Source organism: Methylobacterium terrae (assembly GCF_003173755.1).
Lineage (GTDB): Bacteria > Pseudomonadota > Alphaproteobacteria > Rhizobiales > Beijerinckiaceae > Methylobacterium > Methylobacterium terrae.
This window is the reverse complement of the sequence record NZ_CP029553.1, coordinates 1,413,240-1,432,879: the sequence shown is the minus strand read 5'-3', so window position 1 is coordinate 1,432,879 and position 19,640 is coordinate 1,413,240. Positions and strand designations below refer to the sequence as shown.

General features: G+C 74.0%; 19 protein-coding genes. 13 read left to right on the top strand and 6 right to left on the bottom strand.

All coding sequences use genetic code 11. The features are described from left to right. Positions 1-65: 65 nt before the first annotated feature. The 3 genes from DK419_RS06410 to DK419_RS06400 form a co-directional block, all read right to left on the bottom strand. On the bottom strand, positions 66-1,136 hold the full coding sequence (locus DK419_RS06410) for an endonuclease/exonuclease/phosphatase family protein (RefSeq protein ID WP_109958346.1): 1,071 nt from the start codon (positions 1,134-1,136) through the stop codon (positions 66-68). Between the two features lie 87 nt (positions 1,137-1,223). Continuing rightward, on the bottom strand, positions 1,224-2,144 hold the full coding sequence (locus DK419_RS06405) for a site-specific tyrosine recombinase XerD (protein ID WP_109958345.1): 921 nt from the start codon (positions 2,142-2,144) through the stop codon (positions 1,224-1,226). Then, positions 2,141-2,287, bottom strand: a complete 147-nt coding sequence (locus DK419_RS06400) for a histidine kinase (RefSeq protein ID WP_109958344.1) — start codon at positions 2,285-2,287, stop codon at positions 2,141-2,143. Before DK419_RS06400 ends, DK419_RS06405 begins: the two co-directional genes overlap by 4 nt. A gap of 248 nt (positions 2,288-2,535) precedes the next feature. On the opposite strand from DK419_RS06400, the gene DK419_RS06395 reads away from it, so the two are divergent. Both DK419_RS06395 and aroB read left to right on the top strand, forming a co-directional pair. Continuing rightward, a complete protein-coding gene (locus tag DK419_RS06395; protein ID WP_109958343.1) occupies positions 2,536-3,213 on the top strand; it encodes a shikimate kinase in 678 nt (225 codons plus the stop codon). Between the two features lie 43 nt (positions 3,214-3,256). Next, entirely contained in the window at positions 3,257-4,366 is a 1,110-nt protein-coding gene (gene aroB / locus DK419_RS06390; RefSeq protein ID WP_109958342.1) for a 3-dehydroquinate synthase, read from the top strand. 103 nt (positions 4,367-4,469) lie between these two features. Here the strand turns inward: aroB and DK419_RS06385 are convergent, their stop codons facing one another. Continuing rightward, a complete protein-coding gene (locus tag DK419_RS06385; RefSeq protein ID WP_109958341.1) occupies positions 4,470-5,039 on the bottom strand; it encodes a Uma2 family endonuclease in 570 nt (189 codons plus the stop codon). 40 nt (positions 5,040-5,079) lie between these two features. Beyond that, positions 5,080-5,631, bottom strand: a complete 552-nt coding sequence (locus DK419_RS06380; RefSeq protein ID WP_109958340.1) for a DUF3237 domain-containing protein — start codon at positions 5,629-5,631, stop codon at positions 5,080-5,082. A 172-nt stretch (positions 5,632-5,803) separates the two neighbouring features. Between DK419_RS06380 and DK419_RS06375 the strand changes: the two genes are divergently transcribed. The 6 genes from DK419_RS06375 to DK419_RS06350 all read left to right on the top strand — a co-directional run bounded on the left by DK419_RS06375 (position 5,804) and on the right by DK419_RS06350 (position 15,289). Next, entirely contained in the window at positions 5,804-7,486 is a 1,683-nt protein-coding gene (locus DK419_RS06375; RefSeq protein WP_208642289.1) for a tannase/feruloyl esterase family alpha/beta hydrolase, read from the top strand. A 301-nt stretch (positions 7,487-7,787) separates the two neighbouring features. Next, positions 7,788-8,795 (top strand): AAA family ATPase, encoded by a 1,008-nt coding sequence (locus DK419_RS06370; protein ID WP_109958339.1) that lies wholly within the window; start codon positions 7,788-7,790, stop codon positions 8,793-8,795. 4 nt (positions 8,796-8,799) lie between these two features. Then, complete coding sequence (locus DK419_RS06365; protein WP_109958338.1) at positions 8,800-9,714, top strand: DUF58 domain-containing protein; 915 nt, start codon at positions 8,800-8,802, stop codon at positions 9,712-9,714. An 11-nt stretch (positions 9,715-9,725) separates the two neighbouring features. Next, a complete protein-coding gene (locus tag DK419_RS06360) occupies positions 9,726-12,548 on the top strand; it encodes a DUF4159 domain-containing protein (RefSeq protein ID WP_109958337.1) in 2,823 nt (940 codons plus the stop codon). A gap of 231 nt (positions 12,549-12,779) precedes the next feature. Beyond that, on the top strand, positions 12,780-13,217 hold the full coding sequence (locus DK419_RS06355; protein WP_109958336.1) for an endonuclease domain-containing protein: 438 nt from the start codon (positions 12,780-12,782) through the stop codon (positions 13,215-13,217). Further along, a complete protein-coding gene (locus DK419_RS06350) occupies positions 13,211-15,289 on the top strand; it encodes a hypothetical protein (RefSeq protein WP_109958335.1) in 2,079 nt (692 codons plus the stop codon). Before DK419_RS06355 ends, DK419_RS06350 begins: the two co-directional genes overlap by 7 nt. A gap of 203 nt (positions 15,290-15,492) precedes the next feature. Here the strand turns inward: DK419_RS06350 and miaA are convergent, their stop codons facing one another. Continuing rightward, entirely contained in the window at positions 15,493-16,425 is a 933-nt protein-coding gene (miaA, locus tag DK419_RS06345; protein ID WP_109958334.1) for a tRNA (adenosine(37)-N6)-dimethylallyltransferase MiaA, read from the bottom strand. On the opposite strand from miaA, the gene serB reads away from it, so the two are divergent. The 5 genes from serB to DK419_RS06320 all read left to right on the top strand — a co-directional run bounded on the left by serB (position 16,310) and on the right by DK419_RS06320 (position 19,623). Next, positions 16,310-17,383, top strand: coding sequence for a phosphoserine phosphatase SerB (gene serB, locus DK419_RS06340; RefSeq protein ID WP_425352661.1), 1,074 nt, complete (start codon positions 16,310-16,312; stop codon positions 17,381-17,383). The two genes, miaA and serB, sit on opposite strands and share 116 nt — an antisense overlap. A 36-nt stretch (positions 17,384-17,419) precedes the next feature. Then, positions 17,420-18,049, top strand: a complete 630-nt coding sequence (locus DK419_RS06335) for a DNA-3-methyladenine glycosylase I (protein WP_109958332.1) — start codon at positions 17,420-17,422, stop codon at positions 18,047-18,049. A gap of 26 nt (positions 18,050-18,075) precedes the next feature. After that, positions 18,076-18,660, top strand: coding sequence for a YfbR-like 5'-deoxynucleotidase (locus DK419_RS06330; protein ID WP_109958331.1), 585 nt, complete (start codon positions 18,076-18,078; stop codon positions 18,658-18,660). Between the two features lie 19 nt (positions 18,661-18,679). After that, entirely contained in the window at positions 18,680-19,192 is a 513-nt protein-coding gene (locus DK419_RS06325; RefSeq protein WP_109958330.1) for a tyrosine phosphatase family protein, read from the top strand. Positions 19,193-19,332: 140 nt separating this feature from the next. After that, entirely contained in the window at positions 19,333-19,623 is a 291-nt protein-coding gene (locus tag DK419_RS06320) for an exodeoxyribonuclease VII small subunit (protein ID WP_109958329.1), read from the top strand. Positions 19,624-19,640 lie beyond the last annotated feature (17 nt).

Genomic DNA, 19,640 nt, shown 5'->3' with positions numbered 1-19,640 from the left:
AGCGGCGCCGGCCGGCCCCTTACATCACGGCGGCGCCCGGCTGAATAGTCATACTGTTTGACTTTTCACGACGCGGCTTCCTCCCGCGCCTCCGCCACCGCCTCGGCGCCCTCGCGCCGGTCCTCGGCATCGGCCGCGGGCGGCTCCTGCACCTCCTCGGCCGAGTCGTGGCGGCACAGGGTGATCAGGATCGGGAAGTGGTCGGAGCCGACATGGCCGAGCCGCTCGAGCCGGGCGAGCAGGAAATGCTCGGAGAAGAACACGTGGTCGAGGGGCCAGCGCAGGATCGGCCAGTTCGCGTGGAAGGTCGGGTAGGCGCCGCGCCCGATCCGCGGGTCGAGGAGCCCGCCGATCGCCTGGAACAGGCGCGTGGTGCGCGACCAGGCGACGTCGTTGAGGTCGCCCGCCACCACCGCCGGTCCGCCCTCCCGCGCGACCTCGCGGGCGACGAGCACCAGCTCGCCGTCCCGCGTCGCGCTGCTCTGGCCCGGATGCGGCGGGCGCGGATGCACGCCGTGGAAGGTGAAGCGCTCGCCGCAGGGCAGCGTGACGCCGGCGCGCACCGAGGGCACGTCGTCCTCGACGAGGAAGCGGACCCGGAGGTCGTCGAGGGGAAGGCGCGAGTAGAGGATCAGCCCGTAGGTGTTGTCCTGCGCCTGGTCGACCCCGTGGGGGTAGCGCGCCCGCAGGGGCTGGAGGGCGTCGCGCCAGCCGGCGTCGGTCTCCAGCGCCAGGATCAGGTCGGGGTCGCATCCCTCCACCACCCGCAGCAGCCGGTCGTAGGCCCGGTTCGACTGCAGCACGTTGACGATCAGGATCGAGACGCACCGCGCCGGATCCGCACCCGCCGGCGCCGCGGCGGCCGTCGGCCGCGCCAGGCGGGTGAAGGGAAGGATGCGCCGCAGCTGCAGCCCGAGGGCGGCCAGCAGCCCGGCCCCGAGGGCGAGGGAGAGCGGATCGTGCCCGGCCGCCACCAGGAGCACCAGGACCGGCGGGATCGCGCTCGCGATCTGGAAGCGCGGGAAGTCGAAGGTGCGCACCAGCCCGGCGCGGCTGCGCCAGAACGGCAGCAGGGTCGCGGCGATGAGGAGCCCCGCCAGGGCCTGCGCGACGATGGACAGGGTCGAGACCGGCACGTGCTGCGTTCCCCCGCGCGGCCTCGCGCCGCTTGTCGAGGGGCAGATAGGTCGTCATCGCCCCTGCGTCACTCGAGGACGCAGGCGTCAGGCGTTCGCCAGGGGGTGGAGGTCGCGCACCATCTGCTTCAACCGCTCGTCGAGGACGTGGGTGTAGATCTGCGTCGTCGAGATGTCGGCGTGGCCGAGCAGCTCCTGCACCACCCTGAGGTCGGCGCCGTTCTGCAGCAGGTGGCTGGCGAAGGCGTGGCGCAGGACGTGCGGGCTGATCCGGTCGGTGCGGATGCCGGCCGCGGCGGCCACCGCCTTGAGGTCGCGGGCGAAGGCCTGGCGGGTGAGGTGGCCGGTCTCGCTGTCGGCGGGAAACAGCCAGGGGCCGGGCGCGGCGAGCGTCGCGAGGTGGGCCGCCATGGCGCTGCGGGCGACCTCGGTCAGCGGCACCAGCCGCTCGCGCCCGCCCTTGCCGCGCACCACCAGGAACCGCTCCTTGGTGGCGCCGGCGGCGCGCGGCAGGGCGACGAGCTCGGAGACGCGCAGGCCCGTGGCGTAGAGGAGCTCGATCAGGCAGTGCATCCGCCCCGCCCGCGCCGCCTCGGCGGGGTTCGGCGCCGTGACGGCCGCCTCCTTGGCGACCGTGAGCAGCCGGTCGACCTCCGCCACGGAGAGCACCTTGGGCAGGCCGCGCCCGCGCTTCGGCCCGGAGACCGGGGCGGTGGGATCGCTCTCGACGAGCCCTTCCGCGTAGAGGAAGCGGTGGAAGCCGCGCACGCAGGAGAGCCGGCGGGCCGCCGAGGTGCTCTTGAGGCCCCGCGCCTCGAGCTCGGCGAGGTAGGTGCGGATCCCCGCCGCCTCGACCTCGCCGGGCGCGAGGCGCTGGCCCTGGAGGTAGGCGAGGTAGTCGTCGAGGTCGCGCCGGTAGGCCGCCAGCGTGTTGGCGGCGGCCCCCCGCTCGGCCGCCAGCATGTCGAGATAGGCGTGCATCAGGCCCTGCGGACCCGGAGCGCTCATTTCGGCTGCAGCTTCGCGTTCGGGATGGTGACGGAGATCTCGCGCGGGGTCGGCTCGACGAAGGTGGCGAGGGCGAACATCGCCGCGAAGGCGAGCCCGCCCAGGATCGCCACCACGGCCAGGAAGCGGAAGAGGGTCGGCACGTCGGAGGGGCCCCGGGACTACGCGTGACAACGAGCGGCGCGGACGCCCTCGCGCCGGCCACCTTGGCCGTCGGTTCGACCACGGGTTGCCCCGCGAGGCAAGGCCGGCCGCGGCGGCGCCCGCGGAATGCGGGAGGCTGTTGCGCGGGCGCCGAGGCGGGCGGTGACGAAACCTGTCGGCGAACGGTGCGGGATTTCCCCGCATCCGCCGTTTCGCCCTGCGCGAAAAACAGGCTAAAGAACGCCGCATGAACCAGCGTCCCCCTCATGAACAGTCGATCGAGGCGCGCGTGCGCCGGGGCCTCGGCCTGCGCTCGATCGTGCTGGTCGGGCTCATGGGCGCGGGCAAGAGCACCGTCGGCAAGCGCCTGGCGGGACGCCTCGGCCTGATCTTCAAGGATGCCGACCACGAGATCGAGGCGGCGGCCGGCCTGACCATCCCGGACATCTTCGCCATCTACGGCGAGCCGAGCTTTCGCGACGGCGAGGAGCGGGTGATCACCCGCCTCCTGCGCGAGGGCCCGATGGTGCTCGCCACCGGCGGCGGCGCCTTCATGCGGCCCGAGACCCAGGCCCGCATCGCCGAGGCCGGCGTCTCGGTCTGGCTCAAGGCCGATCTTGACGTGCTAATGCGCCGGGTGCGCAAGCGCCCCGGCCGGCCGCTGCTCCAGAACGAGGATCCCGAGGGGACGATGCGCCGGCTGATGGACGTGCGCTACCCCGTCTACGGCGGGGCCGACGTGATGGTGCTGTCGCGCGACGTCTCCCACGACCGGGTGGTGCAGGACGTGCTGGAAGCCCTCGACGCCTACATGGCGGGCTCTCCGGCGGGCGACCTGCCGGGAAGCCTGTCCGGCGAGGTGCCGGGCGAGGGGCCGGAATCCGGTGCGCCGGAACTCGCCAGCCAGGGCTTCGCCGCGCAGTAGCCGACCCCCATCGAGCAGCGCCCCACGATCGGATGTGAGACCCGTGCAGACCCAGACCGTTCACGTGCCCCTCGACGGCGGCCGGGCCTACGACATCCTGGTCGGACGGGGATTGCTCGCCGAGATCGGCCCCCGGGTCGCGGCGCTCGAGGCCCGGGCCGTCGGCGTGGTGAGCGACGAGACCGTGGCGGCGGAGTACGGCGAGGCCGTCCTTGCCTCGCTGGCGCGGGCGGGCCTGCGCACCGGGCTGATCGCGGTGGCGCCGGGGGAGGCCTCGAAGAGCTACGCGGGCTTCGCCCAGGTCTGCGACGGGCTGATCGCCCACCGGATCGAGCGCGGCGACCTCGTGCTCGCGCTCGGCGGCGGCGTCGTCGGGGACCTGGCGGGCTTCGCCGCCGCCTCGCTCCGCCGCGGCGTGCGATTCGTCCAGGCACCGACCACGCTGCTCGCCCAGGTGGATTCCTCGGTCGGCGGCAAGACCGGCATCAACTCTCCCCACGGCAAGAACCTCGTCGGTGCCTTCCACCAGCCGAGCCTGGTCATCGCCGACACCGCCTCCCTCGACACGCTGTCCCTGCGCGAGATGCGCGCCGGCTACGCCGAGGTGGCGAAGTACGGGCTGATCGACGACCCCGACTTCTTCGCCTGGTGCGAGGCCAACCTCGCCGAGATCTACGCCGGCGGGCCGGCCCGCGAATCCGCCGTGGCGGCCTGCTGCCGCGCCAAGGCCGGCGTCGTGGTGCGCGACGAGCGCGAGGACGGCGAGCGGGCGCTGCTCAACCTCGGCCACACCTTCGCGCACGCCCTCGAGCGCCTGACCGGCTACCAGTCCGCCCGCCTCGTCCACGGCGAGGCGGTGGCGATCGGCCTCTGCCTCGCCTTCCGGTTCTCGGCCCGGCTCGGCCTGTGCCCGGGCCAGGATGCCGGCCGCGTCGCCAACCACCTGGCGCTCGCCGGCCTGCCGACGACGCTCGCCCAGGTGCCGGGCGGCTGCGGGACCGCCGACCAGCTCCTCGACGCCATGCGCCAGGACAAGAAGGTCCGCGACGGCGCGCTCACCTTCATCCTGGCCCGCGGGATCGGGAAGAGCTTTATCGCGCCCGGGATCGAGGCGGGGGCGGTGCGGGAGTTTCTGGTGGCCGAGCTGGGGTGAGGCGGTGCCACCTCGCATGCCCGACGCGCGACCATCGGCCCGCGGCTGGTACGATCGGCGCGACGGCTCGCGGTCCTCGTCGAACCGTGACCGGCATTCCACTCTATAGAAGTGGCATGTCGTCGTAGATCGTCCCGAACGCCAGCGTGATGCCGATCTCCGGCAGACCGACCGTCTCGGTGCAGACGAAGGCGGAGAGGCCACCTTCGGCGTTCCGGCGATGCACCGTCACCGATTGCCGGTCCTGGCGCACCAGCACGACGCTCTGGATCGACGGGACGGCGGCGTAGGCCGCCAGCTTGGACGCCTGGCGCCGGGGCCTGTCGCTGGGCGAGAGAACCTCGAACACCACGAGCGGTGCGGGCGTGATGCAGAGGTCGTGGTGGCCGTCGTCGATCGCCACGAGGATGTCAGGCGCCACGGTTCGCGCTGCGCCCGGCACCGGAACCTGGCTCGGGCCGGAGGGGCGCCAGGGACTGGTATGACGGCGGCGGTGCTGCCGCAACGCTTCCAGGATATTGACCTGAATCCAGTCGTGCCGCCGCGTCGGCTGCGGGCCCGTCAGCGGCACCCCGTCATCCAGTTCCCAACGCTCCCACCTCGGCCTGCCCTCCAGGAAGGCCAGGAAGCCGTCGAGGCTCATCGGAGGGTCGCGTGTCTCGGCGGCGCGCATGGCGGGCGCTCCCGATTGTCCGGGTTGATCGTACCACACGTCATGCCAGCCGGAACGCCCGCACCAGCACCGCGTCGCGGGACGGCCGCAGGCTCGCGAGGGTGCCGACGAGGACCAGCCGGTTGAGCCAGGCGTGCGGACCCTCGGGCGCCGTGACGTCGATCGTCGAGAAGCGGTAATCCGGCGCGCCGTCGCGTCCGGGATCGATCAGCACCTGGTTGCGCACGGTCAGGATTACCCCGTCGTCGGTCCTCATCTCGTAGAGGGCGTCGAGGCGCCGGACGCCGTCCTTGCGCACGAGCTGCCGGTCGGCGCCGCCGGGCAGGACCGTGCCGCCGAGCCGCGGACCCTGGAAGCGCCCGCCGGTGATCGGCACGATGCGGCGCTCGCCGAGCGGCGAATCGCCCAGCGACACCAGCGGGGCGATCTCGACCACCGCCTCGTAGACGAACTCGGTCCGCGGCGACACCATCGGCACGTCGGCGAGGGGAGTGCGCGCCTCCTCGGCGAGGGCCGGCCCCGCGAGGGCGAGGCCGGCGCCGGCGAGGAGCAGGGCGCGGCGGGTGGCGGGCGGGGCGTCGCGGTCGGTCATCGGAATCCTCCCTTGTCTGCGGGCTTCGGGCGATCATGCGTCTGGGCGAGACGCGGCGACAGGGGAGAGGACGCACTGCCGCAGCGTTCCGCAGGTCGAATCCCCTCCCGTCGCTTGACGGGCCGCGCCGGTCGGTGCCGAGTGGCGGGGAAACCCTGGGGGAGGGGCCATCATGATGCGCGGCACGACCCGAAGGATCGAGACGGGAAGGGCAGGGCGCGTCCTGCCGGCCGCCCTGACTCTCGCCGGCCTCCTCTTGACGGCGCTCGCCCACCCCGCCCTCGCCGACGCGCTCGCCTGCGGCGACCTCACCCGGCTCGCCCGGCCGGACCTGCGCATCGCCCGGGCCGAGGCGGTGCCCGCCGGCACCCTGCCGGCCGACAATCCGGGCCGCGCCGCGCTCACCGGGGCCGCCCGCGCGAGGGCGGCGCTGCCGGCCCACTGCCTCGTCGAGGGCACGATCGACCCGCGGGTCGGAGCGGGGGGCGTGGCTTACGGCACCGGCTTCCAGCTGCGCCTGCCGGAGGCGTGGAACGGCCGCTTCCTGTTCCAGGGCGGGGGCGGGCTCGACGGCGTGGTCGGCGAGGCGCTCGGCGCGATCCCGGTCTCGGGGGCGACGGCGCCGCCGGCCCTGCTGCGGGGCTACGCCGTCGCCTCGACGGATTCCGGCCATCGCGGCCGCGACAATGCCGACGCCGCCTTCGGCCTCGACCAGCAGGCCCGGATCGACTTCGCCTACGGGGCGATCGGCACCGTCGCGCGGGAGGCGAGGGCGCTCATCGCGGCCCGCTACGGCCGCGCCCCGGCGAAGGCCTACTTCATGGGCTGCTCCAACGGCGGCCGCTCCGCCCTGATGGCGGCGACGCGCTACCCCACCGCCTTCGACGGCATCGTCGCCGGCGCCCCGGCCTTCCGGCTCACCCGGGCGGCGCTCGGCCAGATCTGGGACACCAGGGCCTTCCTCGACGCCGCGCCGAACGATCCGGAAGGCAAGCCGATCCTCGCCGAGGCCTTCAGCGAGGCGGACCTCGGCCTCGTCGCCGATGCGGTGCTCAAGACCTGCGACGCCGCCGACGGGCTCGCCGACGGCGCGGTCGAGGCGGTCTCCTCCTGCCGGTTCGATCCCGCGAGCCTCGCCTGCCCGGGCGACAAGACCGCGACCTGCCTCGCCGACCGTCAGGTCGAGGCGCTGCGGCGGGCCTTCGGCGGCGCCCGGGATTCGCAAGGAACCCCGATCTACGCCTCCTGGCCCTGGGATCCGGGCCTCGCCGCGCCGGGCTGGCGGGCCTGGAAGCTCGGCACCTCGAGGACCGCGACGCCGAACGCCCGCAACGCGACGCTCGGGCCGGCGGCGATCGCGAACTACTTCCTCACCCCGCCGGATCCGGGCTTCGACGCGCTGCGCTTCGATTTCGACCGCGACACCCCGCGCACCGCCGAGACCGCCGCGATCAACGACCCGACCGGCACCTTCCTGTCGACCTTCGCCGCCCGCGGCGGTCGGCTGCTCGTGTACCAGGGCGTCGCCGATCCGGTCTTCTCCGCCCGCGACCTCGTCGAGCACTGGCGGGACCTCGCCCGCCACAACGGCGGCGCGGCGGCCCTCTCGGAGCGGGCGCGCCTGTTCCTGGTGCCCGGCATGACCCATTGCGGCGGCGGTCCCGCCCTCGACGACTTCGACCCGCTCGCCGCGATCGAGGGCTGGGTCGAGCGCGGCGAGGCGCCCGACCGGCTCATCGCCCGCGGCACCGCCTTCCCGGGCCGCACGCGGCCGCTCTGCCCGTTCCCGCAGGAGGCGCGCTACCAGGGCGGCGAGGCGGACAAGGCCGAGAGCTTCACCTGCCGGGAGCCGTGAGGCGCGTCCATCCGTCGATCAATCCTGCGCGACGAGGAGGCACGGTTTCCTCCTCTCCCCGCGGGCGGGCAGAGGGGAGAACCCGTGCGCTTCCCTTCATGAACGCCTCCATGTCTGCGGAGCGCGGAGGATGAGGCGTACGCCGCGCGCAATCCGCCTCGGTCCCGCCGCCTCGGCCCCGCCGCCCTGCGTCGTCGCGCCGACCTTGCCTTGCGGTGCGGAAGGGATCCACACTCGCGGTTCCCGGACGGCGCTCGTGGAACCCCGGACCTGGCGCCCCGGACGAGGACGAGGACACCGCATGATGGAAGCCAGCGCGCCGGCCGCGACCCCGATGGATGACGGCATCGTCGCCGCCGCGGAGGCCTGCCTCGCGAGCGTTGGGCGCGCCCGCGAGGCGATCCACGGGGTCATCTTCGGGCAGGAGCAGGTGGTCGACCTCGCGCTGGTCACGGTGCTGGCGGGCGGCCACGGGCTGCTCGTCGGCCTGCCTGGTCTCGCAAAGACCAAGCTCGTCGAGACGCTCGGCACGGTGCTCGGGCTCGATGCGCGCCGGGTGCAGTTCACCCCCGACCTGATGCCCTCCGACATCCTCGGCAGCGAGATCCTCGACGAGGACCAGGACCGGCACCGCTCGTTCCGCTTCGTGCGCGGGCCGATCTTCACCCAGCTGCTGATGGCCGACGAGATCAACCGCGCCAGCCCCCGCACCCAGTCGGCGCTGCTGCAGGCGATGCAGGAGCAGTTCATCTCGGTCGCCGGCGCGCGCCACGACCTGCCGCGGCCGTTCCACGTGCTGGCGACCCAGAACCCGATCGAGCAGGAGGGCACCTACCCGCTGCCGGAGGCCCAGCTCGACCGGTTCCTGCTCGAGATCGACGTCGGCTATCCCGACCGCGCCGCCGAGCGCCGCATCCTGCTCGAGACCACCGGCGCCGAGGAGCACCGGCCGCAGGCGGTGATGGACACCGAAGCCCTGCTCTCGGCCCAGCGCCTGGTGCGGCGCCTGCCCGTCGGCGAGGCGGTGGTCGACGCGATCCTCGACCTCGTGCGGGCGGCGCGCCCGGTCGGGGGCGATGCGGCGATCGCCGACAAGCTGCTCTGGGGGCCGGGCCCCCGCGCCAGCCAGGCCCTGATGCTGGCGGTCCGCGCCCGCGCGCTGATCGAGGGCCGGGTCGCACCCTCGGTCGACGACGTCGCGGCGCTCGCCGAGCCGGTGCTCAAGCACCGCATGGCGCTCACCTTCGCGGCGCGCGCCGACGGCGAGACGGTCCCCGGCCTGATCGGCCGCCTCGTCGGGCGGCTCTGACCCGGTGGCCTCGACCCGCGTCCTCGACGCAGGCCTCCGCGCCCCCGGCCGGCGGGAGACCGAGACCGCGCTCTCGCTCGCCGAGCGGATGCCGCGCCTGATCCTGGAGGCCCGCCGGGTCGCCGCCACCCTGGCGCACGGCCTGCATGGCCGCCGCCGGGCCGGGCCGGGCGAGAGCTTCTGGCAGTTCCGCCCCTTCGTCGCCGGCGAGGCGGCGAGCCGGATCGACTGGCGCCGCTCGGGTCGGGACGACCGGCTCTACGTCCGCGAGCGCGAGTGGGAGGCGGCCCACACGGTCTGGCTCTGGATCGACCGTTCCGCCTCGATGGGCTTCGGCTCCGACCTCGCCCAGGCGCCGAAGATCGAGCGCGCCCTGGTGCTGGCGCTCGCGCTCGGCGACACCTTCGTGGAGGCCGGCGAGCGGGTCGGGTTGCTGGGCCTGTCGCGGCCCCAGGCCACCCGCACCATCGTCGAGCGGATGGCCGAGACGCTGGTCGCCGACGCGTCGGGCCTCGACGAGGACCTGCCGCCCCGCGCGCCCGTCGGGCGCTTCGACGAGGTGGTGCTGATCGGCGACTTCCTCTCTCCCCCTGAGCAGGTGCGGGCCTCGGTCGCCGCGATCGCAGCGGCGGGCAGCCGCGGCCACCTCGTCATGGTGGTCGATCCGGTCGAAGAGAGCTTTCCGTTCTCCGGCCAGGCCGAGCTGCACGACCTCGAGGCCGGCCTGTCGCTCCGCGTCGGCGACGCGGCGGCCTGGGGCGAGGCCTATCGGCGCCGGATCCGCGCCCATCGCGACGCGTTGGCGGAGATCGCCCGCGCGCAGGGCTGGACGCTGACGCTGCACCGCACCGACCGTCCGGCGAGCGAGGCGGCGTTGCGCCTCGTCACCCTGGTCGCCGCCGCCCGCAGCGCGGGCTGAGGACGCCTTCGATGTTCGGACTGCCCCTCAGCTTCGCCGCCCCCGCCGCCCTCGCGGCGCTGATCGCCCTGCCGGCGCTGTGGTACCTCCTGCGGGTGACGCCGCCGCGGCCGCGCCGGATCGACTTCCCGCCCCTGCGCATCCTCGCCGACCTCCTGCCGGAGCGCGAGACGCCGGCCCGCACCCCGCCCTGGCTGCTCGCGCTCCGCCTGCTCGCCGCCGCCTGCCTGATCCTGGCGGTGTCGGGGCCGGTCTGGAACCCGACCCCGCAGGCGGCGGGCGACGGGCGCACCCCCCTCGTCCTCGTCCTCGACAACGGATTCACCGCCGCGCAGGACTGGCGCGACCGGGTCCGCGTCGCCACCGCCGAGGTCGAGGCGGCGGCCAGGGCCGGACGGCCGGTGGCGCTCATGGCGACCGCCTCGACCCCGGCGGGCCTCGAGGCCACCGGTCCGGGCCCGGCCCTGGAGCGCCTGCGCGCCATCGAGCCGCTGCCGCACCTCGCCGACCGGTCGGCGCAGCTGCCGGCGCTCGCGGCCTTCCTTGAGCGGAATCCCGGAAGCGCCGCGGTCTGGGTCAGCGACGGCGTCGCCGGGCCGGAGGGCGACGCCTTCCCGGCGGGCCTCGCCGCCGCGGCCGCGCGCGGCCGTGCCGACGTCACCGTGCTCAAGGCCGAGCGCCCGCCGGCCCTGGCGCTCGCCGGCCCCGACGCCTCGGGCGGACAGCTCGGCGTCAGCGTGGTGCGGGCCGCCGCCAACGGCCGCGATGCCGGCACGGTCCGGGCCCTCGACGCCAAGGGCCTGCCGCTCGCCGAGACGAACTTCGCCTTCGCGGGCGACGCGACCGCGACCGCGGTGCGCTTCGACCTGCCGATGGAGCTGCGCAACACCATCGCCCGGTTCGAGGTCGCGGGCGAGCATTCGGCCGGCGCCGTGGTGCTCGCCGACGAGCGCGGCCGCCGCCGCCGGGTCGGCCTCGTCTTCGGCGGCACGGCCGACCAGGCCCAGCCCCTGCTCTCGCCGACCTACTACCTCTCCCGCGCGCTCACCCCCTTCGCCGACGTGCAGGAGCCACGGGCCGGGCGCGGCGTCGCCGAGTCGATCGGCCAGATGCTCGATTCGCAGGTCTCGGTGCTGGTCCTCGCCGATGTCGGCGCCCTCGACCCCGCGATCCAGGAGCGGGTCTCGGCCTTCGTCGAGAAGGGAGGGCTGCTCCTGCGCTTCGCCGGCCCGCGCCTCGCCGCCGGCAGCGACGACCTCGTGCCGGTGCGCCTGCGCCGGGGCGGGCGCAACCTCGGCGGCACCCTGTCCTGGGACAGCCCGCGCACGCTGGCGCCGTTCGCGCCCGAGAGCCCCTTCGCGGGCCTGACGCCGCCGGCCGATATCGGCGTGCGGCGCCAGATCCTCGCCGAGCCGGACGGCGAGCTCGCCCGGCGCACCTGGGCCGCCCTGCAGGACGGCACCCCGATCGTCACCGCCGCGAAGCGCGGGGAGGGCATGGTGGTCCTGGTCCACGTCACCGCCGACACCACCTGGTCGAACCTGCCGCTGTCGGGCCTGTTCGTGACCATGCTGCGCCGGGTCGTGGCGCTCGCCGGCACCACCCCGCCGACGACAGGCACCGGTGCGGGCACACCCCCGCCGGTGCTCGCCCCGCGCCTGACCCTCGACGGGTTCGGCGCCCTGAAATCCCCTCCGGCCACCGCACGGGCGGTGCCCGCGACCTGGACCGAGCGGGCGACGCCGGAGCACCCGCCGGGCTATTACGGCCCGGTCGATGGCGGCCTCGCGGTCAACGCCCTCACCGTGGAGGACCGCCTGAAGCCCCTCGACCTCGCGGCCCTGTCCGGCGCCCGCTTCGGCGGCCTGGAGGAAGCCCGCACCCGCGACCTGCGCGGACCGTTCTTCCTCGCGGCGCTGCTGTGCCTCGCCCTCGACACACTGGCGAGCCTGTGGCTCGGCGGCTTCCTCGGGCGGATGGCGACGCGCCTGCGCCGCCGGCCGGCCGCCGCGGCGCTCGTCCTCGGGATCCTGGTGCTGGGTGCCGCACCCGACGCCGCGCGGGCGGTGGAGCCGGCGGCCAACCGGCCGAACGGCATCGAATCGGCGCTCGTCACCCGCATCGCCTACGTGGTGACGGGCGACGCGACCGTCGACGAAACCAGCCGGGCGGGCCTCGCCGGCCTGACCCAGATGCTGGCGAGCCGCACCGCGCTCGAACCGGGCGAGCCCGCCGGCATCGACCCGGCCCGGGACGAACTCGCCTTCTATCCCCTGATCTACTGGCCGATCGTCCCGAACCGGCCGCTGCCGAGCCCGGACGCGATCCGGCGCATCGACGCCTTCATGAAGAACGGCGGCACGGTGATCTTCGACACCCGCGACGCGATGACCGCCCGCCCCGGCGGCCCGCCGACGCCCGAAGCCGCCTACCTTCAGCGCATGCTCGCGACGCTCGAGGTACCGGAACTCGAGCCGGTCCCCCGCGACCACGTGCTCACCAAGGCGTTCTACCTCGTCGACGGCTTCCCGGGCCGCTACGCCACCGGCCAGACCTGGGTCGAGGCGCTGCCGCCGGCGGGCGACGGGGCGGAGCGCCGGCCGGCCCGGGCCGGCGACGGCGTCTCGCCGATCGTCATCACGGGCAACGACCTCGCCTCGGCCTGGGCCATCGGCCGCCGGGGCGAGGCGCTCTATCCCCTCGTCGGCGGCGATCCGCGCCAGCGCGAGATGGCGTTCCGCGGCGGCGTCAACCTGGTGATGTACGCGCTCACCGGCAACTACAAGGCCGACCAGGTCCACGTGCCGGCGTTATTGGAGAGATTGGGGCAGTAAAGAGCAGCTTGTTGGATGCAGAACTAAACGAGATTCGCGCGGGATCCCCTCTCCCGTGTGGGAGAGGGGTAGGGGTGAGGGTGACACGCCTCAGTGTAAATCGCTGAGCGTGGTGCTGGCAGCGCGACGGACGAGCCGGCCTTAGAACCGTAGCACCCTCACCCCTAACCCCTCTCCCACACGGGAGAGGGGATCCCGCGCTCTCATAGTCTTCGTGGGACAGCACAGAGCATGGCACGAGAACCCAGGCAGTTTGCCAGGATTTTACGTCAGCAGGCGACCTCCGCCGAGGATCGTCTCTGGACGGCGCTCCGTGGGCGCCGGCTTCATGGGCTCAAGTTCAAGCGACAGGTGCCCCTCCTGCTCTATACGGTCGACTTTCTCTGCCTTGAGCGCAAACTGATCGTCGAACTCGACGGTCGCCAGCACGAGTGGCACCGTGACTACGACGCCAAGCGAACCGAGGAGATCGAACGCCTGGGCTTCTGCCTGCTGCGATTCAAGAACGAGGACGTACTGTCCGATCTCGACGCCGTGCTGCACCGGATCGCTGATGCGGCTTCCCCGACAAATGAGGGGGCCCCGCAAGCGCCGACCGCTGCGCACGACCCTCACGACCTGCGGCCGCCCCACGGGCGAAACCGCAGCCCAGAGACATTCTCATGCTGAGCCTCAGCCTCGCCCCCCTCATCCCCGTCCCGGTCCTCTGGGCCCTGGCCGGGCTCGCCGCGCTCCTCGCCGTGGTCGCGGTCCTCGCCCGCGGGTCGGTGGCGCTGCTGCGCGTCCTCGTCCTCGCCCTGGTGCTGCTGGCGCTCGCCAATCCCTCGCTGGTCCAGGAGGAGCGCGAGCCGGTCAGGGACGTGGTCGCGGTCGTGGTCGACCGGTCGGGCTCGCAGGGGCTCGGCGACCGGCCGGCGATGACCGACCGGGTCCGCGCCGAGCTGCAGCGGCGCCTCGGCACGCTCGCCGAGATCGAGCCGCGCTTCGTCGACGTGCCGGAGGCCGGCGGCGACGAGGGCACGCGGCTGTTCACCGCCCTGTCGAGCGCGCTCGCCGACGTGCCGCCGGACCGGCTCGCCGGCGTCGTGATGCTCACCGACGGCGTCGTCCACGACATCCCGGCGAACCTCGCATCCGCAAGCTTCAAGGCGCCGCTCCACGTTCTGGTCACCGGCCGGCCCGACGAGCGCGACCGGCAGATCCGCCTGATCGAGGCGCCGCGCTTCGGCATCGTCGGGCGCGACCAGACCATCCGGGCCGAGGTGATGGAGCGCGGCGGCACCGGCGCGGCGGTGGTGACGGTGCGCCGCGACGGCGAGGAGGTGGTGCGCCAGTCCGTGCGCACCGGCCAGCCCTTCAACCTGACCCTGCGGGTCGAGCACGGGGGCCCCAACGTGGTCGAGATCGAGGCCGAGGCGCTGCCGGGCGAGCTCACCACCGCCAACAACCGCGCGGTGCTGCCGATCGAGGGCATCCGCGAGAAGCTGCGCGTGCTGCTCGTCTCCGGCGAGCCCCATGCCGGCGAGCGGACCTGGCGCAACCTGCTGAAGTCCGACGCCAACGTCGACCTCGTCCACTTCACCATCCTGCGCCCGCCGGAGAAGCAGGACGGCACCCCGATCTCGGAGCTCTCGCTGATCGCCTTCCCGACCCGCGAGCTGTTCCAGCAGAAGATCAAGGATTTCGATCTCATCATCTTCGACCGCTACGCCAACCAGAGCGTGCTGCCGTCGAGCTACTTCGACAACATCGTCCGCTACGTGCGCGAGGGCGGGGCGCTCCTGATCGCCGCCGGGCCGGAATTCGCCTCCGCCGCCAGCCTCGCCCGCACGCGACTCGCCGCGATCCTGCCGGGCGAGCCCAATGGCCGCGTGGTCGAGCGGCCCTACAAGGCGGCGCTGACGGGCAGCGGCCAGCGCCACCCGGTCACCCGCGACCTGCCGGGCTCCGACGCCTCGCCCCCGGCCTGGGGCGACTGGCTGCGCCTGATCGGCGCCGAGGTCCGCCCCGGCGTCACCCCGATCATGGCCGGCGCCGATTCGCTGCCGCTGCTCGCGCTCTCCCGCGAGGACAAGGGCCGGGTGGCGCTGCTCCTCTCCGACCATGCCTGGCTCTGGGCCCGGGGCTACGAGGGCGGCGGGCCGCATCTCGACCTGCTGCGCCGCCTCGGCCACTGGCTGATGAAGGAGCCGGCCCTCGAGGAGGAGGCCCTGCGGGCGACCGCCACCGGCCACGGCCGCGAGGTCCGGGTCGAGCGCCAGACCATGGGCGACACCGCCGAGCCCGTCACCGTGACGGCGCCGAGCGGCAAGGCCCGCACCCTGACGCTCAATCCCGACAAGCCGGGCCTGTTCGCCGCCGCCTTCGAGGCCGACGAACTCGGGCTGCACACCCTGCGGGCGGGCGCCCTCGTCGCCTTCGTGAGCGTCGGGCCCGCGAATCCGCGCGAACTCGTCGACGTGTTCAGCGACACCGAGCGCCTGCGCGGGCTCGCCGAGGCCACCGGCGGCTCGGTGCGCCGCCTCGCCGAGGCCGGGGGCGGGATCGCCATCCCGCGCCTGCAGATCGCCCGCTCGGGGCGGCTCGCCGGCTCGGACTGGATCGGCTTCCGCCCGAGCGACAGCGCGGCGGTGCGCGGCGTCTCGGTCTACCCCCTCGGCCTCGGCCTCGCGGCGCTGGCGGCCCTGGCGGCGGCCGTCCTGGCGATGTGGCTGCTGGAGGGGCGGCGCAGGCGAGCCTGAGCGGGAAACAGTTCATATCCGCAGCCACTTGCCCGGATCTGCTCATCCTCTCCGGTCGTCGTGCCTCACGGCGCGGCCAGCTCTGTCGCGTTCTCAGGATCGTCCGATAAATCACTGAGAGCGTTCAAGAAAGTCCGATAGTACCCCGGGCACCGATGTGCGGCGACCGGATGCCCGGACCGGCAGGCCCTCCAGGCCTTGCGTCAGCGCGGCCGGTCCCATAGTCCCGCCGCCACCCCCGCCATCGCCGCCTCCGGCGTCACCCACGTCCAGTCCGGTCCGGCCTGGTGGCGGAACCACGTCACCTGCCGCTTGGCGTAGCGCCGCGTATCCGCCTGGCCCCGCGCCACGGCCTCGTCGCCGGAGAGTGCCCCGCGCAGGTGGGCGATCAGCCCCGGCACGCCGTGGGCGCGCATCACCGGCAGCATCGGGTCGAGGCCGCGGGCGGCGAGCGCCCGGACTTCGTCGAGGGCGCCGGCCGCCATCATGGCGAGGAAGCGGGCGTCAATCCGTGCCCGCAAGGTCTCGCGGTCCGGGGTGAGGAAGAGCCTTGTGCAGGGCAAGCCGGTGAGCGGGCCCGGCCGGCGCGCGGCGTGGAAGGCGGCGATCGGCCGGCCGGTTGCGGCCAGCACCTCGAGCGCCCGCAGCACCCGCAGGCGGTCGTTCGGGTCGAGGCGGGCGGCGCCCTCCGGATCGCGACCGGCGAGGGCGGCGTGCAGGTCCGGCGTCGCGCGCCCCTCGGCCTCCGCCCGCACCTCCGCCCGCACCGCTTCCGAGACCGGCGGGATCTCCGACAGGCCCTCGGTCAACCCGGTGAAGTAGAGCCCGGTGCCCCCGACCACGATCGGCAGGCTGCCCGCCGCCCAGGCCTCGCGCAGGGCCGCGCCAGCCTCCGCCAGATAGTGGCCGACGGAGAAGTTCACCGCGCCGTCGACCGTGCCGTAGAGGCGGTGGGGCGCCCGCGCCTCCTCGTCGGGCGCGGGCCGGGCGGTCAGGAGGCGCAGATCGCGGTAGACCTGCATCGAATCGGCGTTGATCACCGTGCCGCCGTGCCGGCGGGCGAGCGCCAGCGCGAGCGCCGACTTGCCCGAGGCGGTCGGCCCTGCGATGAGGATCGCCCGAACCCGCCCGTCCATGCCTGCCCCTTCCTCGCGCGCGGGCGGGACGCGCCGCGAGAAGACGAGCCCGAGATCCCCGATGACCCTGGTCGCCACCCTGATAGCAAACCCGGAGCGCCCCGCCATCACCGACGCGGTGCTGGCCGAAGCCCGGCGGGTGCTGGCGACCGAGCACCAGCCGCGCATCCTGCACGGCGAGGTCGCCGCCGAGATCCTGGTCGAGGGCGCGCCCGAGGCGGCTCCAGGCCTCGCCGGGCGCCTGCGCGCGGCGCTCGGCGGCGAGCCGATCGACGTGGCGGTCCAGGTCGCAGGCCCCCACCGGCGCAAGCGCCTGTTCCTCGCCGACATGGATTCCACCATGATCGGCCAGGAATGCATCGACGAGCTCGCCGACCAGGTCGGCCTCAAGGACCACGTCGCGGCGATCACCGAGCGGGCGATGCGGGGCGAGATCGCCTTCGAGCCGGCGTTGCGCGAGCGCGTCGCCCTGCTGAAAGGGCTGCCGCTCGGCGCCATCGACGAGGTGATCGCCGGGCGCATCACCCTGACGCCGGGCGGGCGCACCCTGGTCCGCACGCTCAAGGCGCACGGCGCCTACACGGCCCTGGTCTCGGGCGGCTTCACCCTGTTCACCGGGCCGGTGGCGGCGAGGATCGGGTTCGACGAGCACCGCTCGAACCGGCTCGAGACCGAGGGCGGAACGCTCGCCGGCACTGTCGCGGAGCCGATCGTCGGGCGCGACGCCAAGCGCGCCGCGCTGATCGAGCTGCGCACCCGCTTCGCCCTCGACCCGGCCGAGACGCTCGCGGTCGGCGACGGCGCCAACGACCTGGCGATGCTGGAGGAGGCGGGTCTCGGCGTGGCGTTCCGCGCCAAGCCCGCGGTCGCCGCCGCCGCGCATGCGCGCATCGACCACGGCGACCTCACGGGGCTCCTCTACCTGCAGGGTTTCGCGGCCGCCGAGTTCGTCGAGTAGGTTGCGTTCCGGTCAGCCCCCGCTACACGACACCGGATGTCGACCGGATTGATCCCGCATCCCGACGGCTGCCAGCGCTGCTGGTGGCCGGGCACCGACCCGCTCTACGTCGCCTACCACGACACCGAGTGGGGCGTGCCGGAGCACGACGACCGCGCCCTCTACGAGAAGCTGATCCTCGACGGGTTCCAGGCCGGCCTGTCCTGGATCACCATCCTGCGCCGGCGCGACGGTTTCCGGAGTGCCTTCGCGGGCTTCGCGCCCGAGGCGATCGCGCGGTTCGGTCCGGCGGAGGTCGAGGCGCTGATGCAGGATACCGGCATCATCCGCAACCGCGCCAAGATCGAGGCGACGATCCGCAGCGCGCGATCCTACCTGGCGATCCAGGAGCGCGGCCCCGGCTTCTCGGCCTTCCTGTGGGACTTCGTCGACGGGCGCCCGCTCCAGCCGCGCCCGGAGACCCGCGCCGACATCCCGACCGAGAGCGCGGTCTCGCGGGCGGTCTCGAAGGCGCTCAGGGCGGAGGGCTTCGGCTTCTGCGGCCCGACCATCGTCTACGCCTTCATGCAGGCGGTCGGCATGATCAACGACCACCTCGTCGGCTGCTGCCGCCATGCCCCCTGCGCTGCCCTGCCGGGGCCAGGTGGCCTCGGGGGAACGGCGTGAGCGGCCAGCCCCGGGCGTGGCAGCGGATGCTGTCGGGGCGGCGCCTCGACCTCCTCGACCCGTCGCCCCTCGACGTCGAGATCGCCGACATCGCCCACGGCCTCGCCCGCGTGGCGCGCTGGAACGGGCAGACCGCCGGCCCGCACGTCTTCTCGGTGGCGCAGCACGCGCTGCTCGTCGAGGCGATCGGCGGCGCCTACGAGCCCGGCATCCCCGCCGCCGGGCGGCTGGAGCTGCTCCTGCACGACGCACCCGAATACGTGATCGGCGACATCATCTCGCCGTTCAAGGCGGCGATCGGCCATTCCTACAAGGCGGTGGAGAACCGGCTGCTGGCGGCGATCCGCCTGCGCTTCGGCCTCTCGCCGGCGCCGACGGCCGCGATGCAGCACCTGATCAAGCGGGCCGACCGGCTGAGCGCCTATCTCGAGGCGACGCGGCTCGCCGGCTTCTCGCAGATCGAGGCCGTGCGGGTGTTCGGCAAGCCCGACCGGGTCGACGCCTCCCTCGACGCCCTGCTGGAGCCCTGGCCGACCGCCGAGGCGCAAGGGGCCTTCCTCGCCCGCTTCCACGCCCTCGCCGCGGCGATGCAGCCGGCCACGGCCTCGTAGACAAGGATCATCCGCCGCCATGCCGACCCTGCACGTGTGCGCCCTGTCCCGCCTGCCCGAGACCGTCGCGGCGACCGGCGCGCGCCAGGTCGTGACCCTCATCAATGTCGGCACGCCGGTGACGCGACCGCCCACCATCGCCGAAGCCGACCACCTGTTCGTCGGCATCAGCGACATCACCGACGCCCTCGACGGCCACGTCCTGCCGGACGAGGCCCATGTGCGCCGGCTCCTCGATTTCGTGCGCGCCTGGGACCGGGCCCAGCCCCTGGTGATCCACTGCTACGCCGGCATCAGCCGCTCGACGGCCGCCGCCTTCATCGCGACCTGCGCCCTGCGGCCCGACCGGGACGAGGCCGAGATCGCCCGCGACCTGCGCCGGGCCTCGCCCTCGGCGACCCCGAATCGCCGCCTCGTCGCGGTCGCGGACGCGATGCTCGGGCGGGACGGGCGGATGGTGGCGGCGATCGCGGCGATCGGTCGCGGCGAGGACGCTTTCGAGGGCGAACCCTTCAGCCTCACCGTCGAGTGATTCCACTGTGGCCGAAACGCAGCCCTGGCGCGCAAACAGGCATGAGCGGCCCGGTCTCCACCCCGTGGCACCGCCGAAGGGTTGTTTCGCGCGATCCTCATCGCCATAACCCAACGCTCATCATGGGAGTAGAGTAGCGCATGTCCGCAGCCCGGTCCGATGCCAGCCGCGCGGCCGTCTCCGTACCCGCCGGCCCGACCGGAACCGCGGACCTGCCGTTCGAGAAAGCCCTCGAGGAACTCGAGGGCATCGTCCAGCGCCTGGAACAGGGCAACGTGCCGCTCGACGAGTCCGTCGCGATCTACGAGCGCGGCGAGGCCCTCAAGCGCCACTGCGAGACGCTGCTGCAGCGCGCCGAGGCGCGCATCCAGCGCATCACCCTCGGGGCGGACGGACGCGCCGCCGGGACGGCGCCGCTCGATGTCGCCTGATCGCTCCCATTCATCCC

Excerpts from the sequence above, each read along its gene's own strand:
- DK419_RS06325 (WP_109958330.1), top strand. The coding sequence starts at position 18,680 with ATGCCGACCCTGCACGTGTGCGCCCTGTCCCGCCTGCCCGAGACCGTC.
- DK419_RS06385 (WP_109958341.1), bottom strand. The coding sequence starts at position 5,039 with ATGCGCGCCGCCGAGACACGCGACCCTCCGATGAGCCTCGACGGCTTC.
- DK419_RS06395 (WP_109958343.1), top strand. The coding sequence starts at position 2,536 with ATGAACCAGCGTCCCCCTCATGAACAGTCGATCGAGGCGCGCGTGCGC.
- DK419_RS06355 (WP_109958336.1), top strand. The coding sequence starts at position 12,780 with ATGGCACGAGAACCCAGGCAGTTTGCCAGGATTTTACGTCAGCAGGCG.
- DK419_RS06375 (WP_208642289.1), top strand. The coding sequence starts at position 5,804 with ATGATGCGCGGCACGACCCGAAGGATCGAGACGGGAAGGGCAGGGCGC.
- DK419_RS06360 (WP_109958337.1), top strand. The coding sequence starts at position 9,726 with ATGTTCGGACTGCCCCTCAGCTTCGCCGCCCCCGCCGCCCTCGCGGCG.
- DK419_RS06335 (WP_109958332.1), top strand. The coding sequence starts at position 17,420 with ATGTCGACCGGATTGATCCCGCATCCCGACGGCTGCCAGCGCTGCTGG.
- DK419_RS06330 (WP_109958331.1), top strand. The coding sequence starts at position 18,076 with ATGCTGTCGGGGCGGCGCCTCGACCTCCTCGACCCGTCGCCCCTCGAC.
- DK419_RS06380 (WP_109958340.1), bottom strand. The coding sequence starts at position 5,631 with ATGACCGACCGCGACGCCCCGCCCGCCACCCGCCGCGCCCTGCTCCTC.
- DK419_RS06405 (WP_109958345.1), bottom strand. The coding sequence starts at position 2,144 with ATGAGCGCTCCGGGTCCGCAGGGCCTGATGCACGCCTATCTCGACATG.
- miaA (WP_109958334.1), bottom strand. The coding sequence starts at position 16,425 with ATGGACGGGCGGGTTCGGGCGATCCTCATCGCAGGGCCGACCGCCTCG.
- DK419_RS06370 (WP_109958339.1), top strand. The coding sequence starts at position 7,788 with ATGATGGAAGCCAGCGCGCCGGCCGCGACCCCGATGGATGACGGCATC.
- DK419_RS06320 (WP_109958329.1), top strand. The coding sequence starts at position 19,333 with ATGTCCGCAGCCCGGTCCGATGCCAGCCGCGCGGCCGTCTCCGTACCC.
- DK419_RS06350 (WP_109958335.1), top strand. The coding sequence starts at position 13,211 with ATGCTGAGCCTCAGCCTCGCCCCCCTCATCCCCGTCCCGGTCCTCTGG.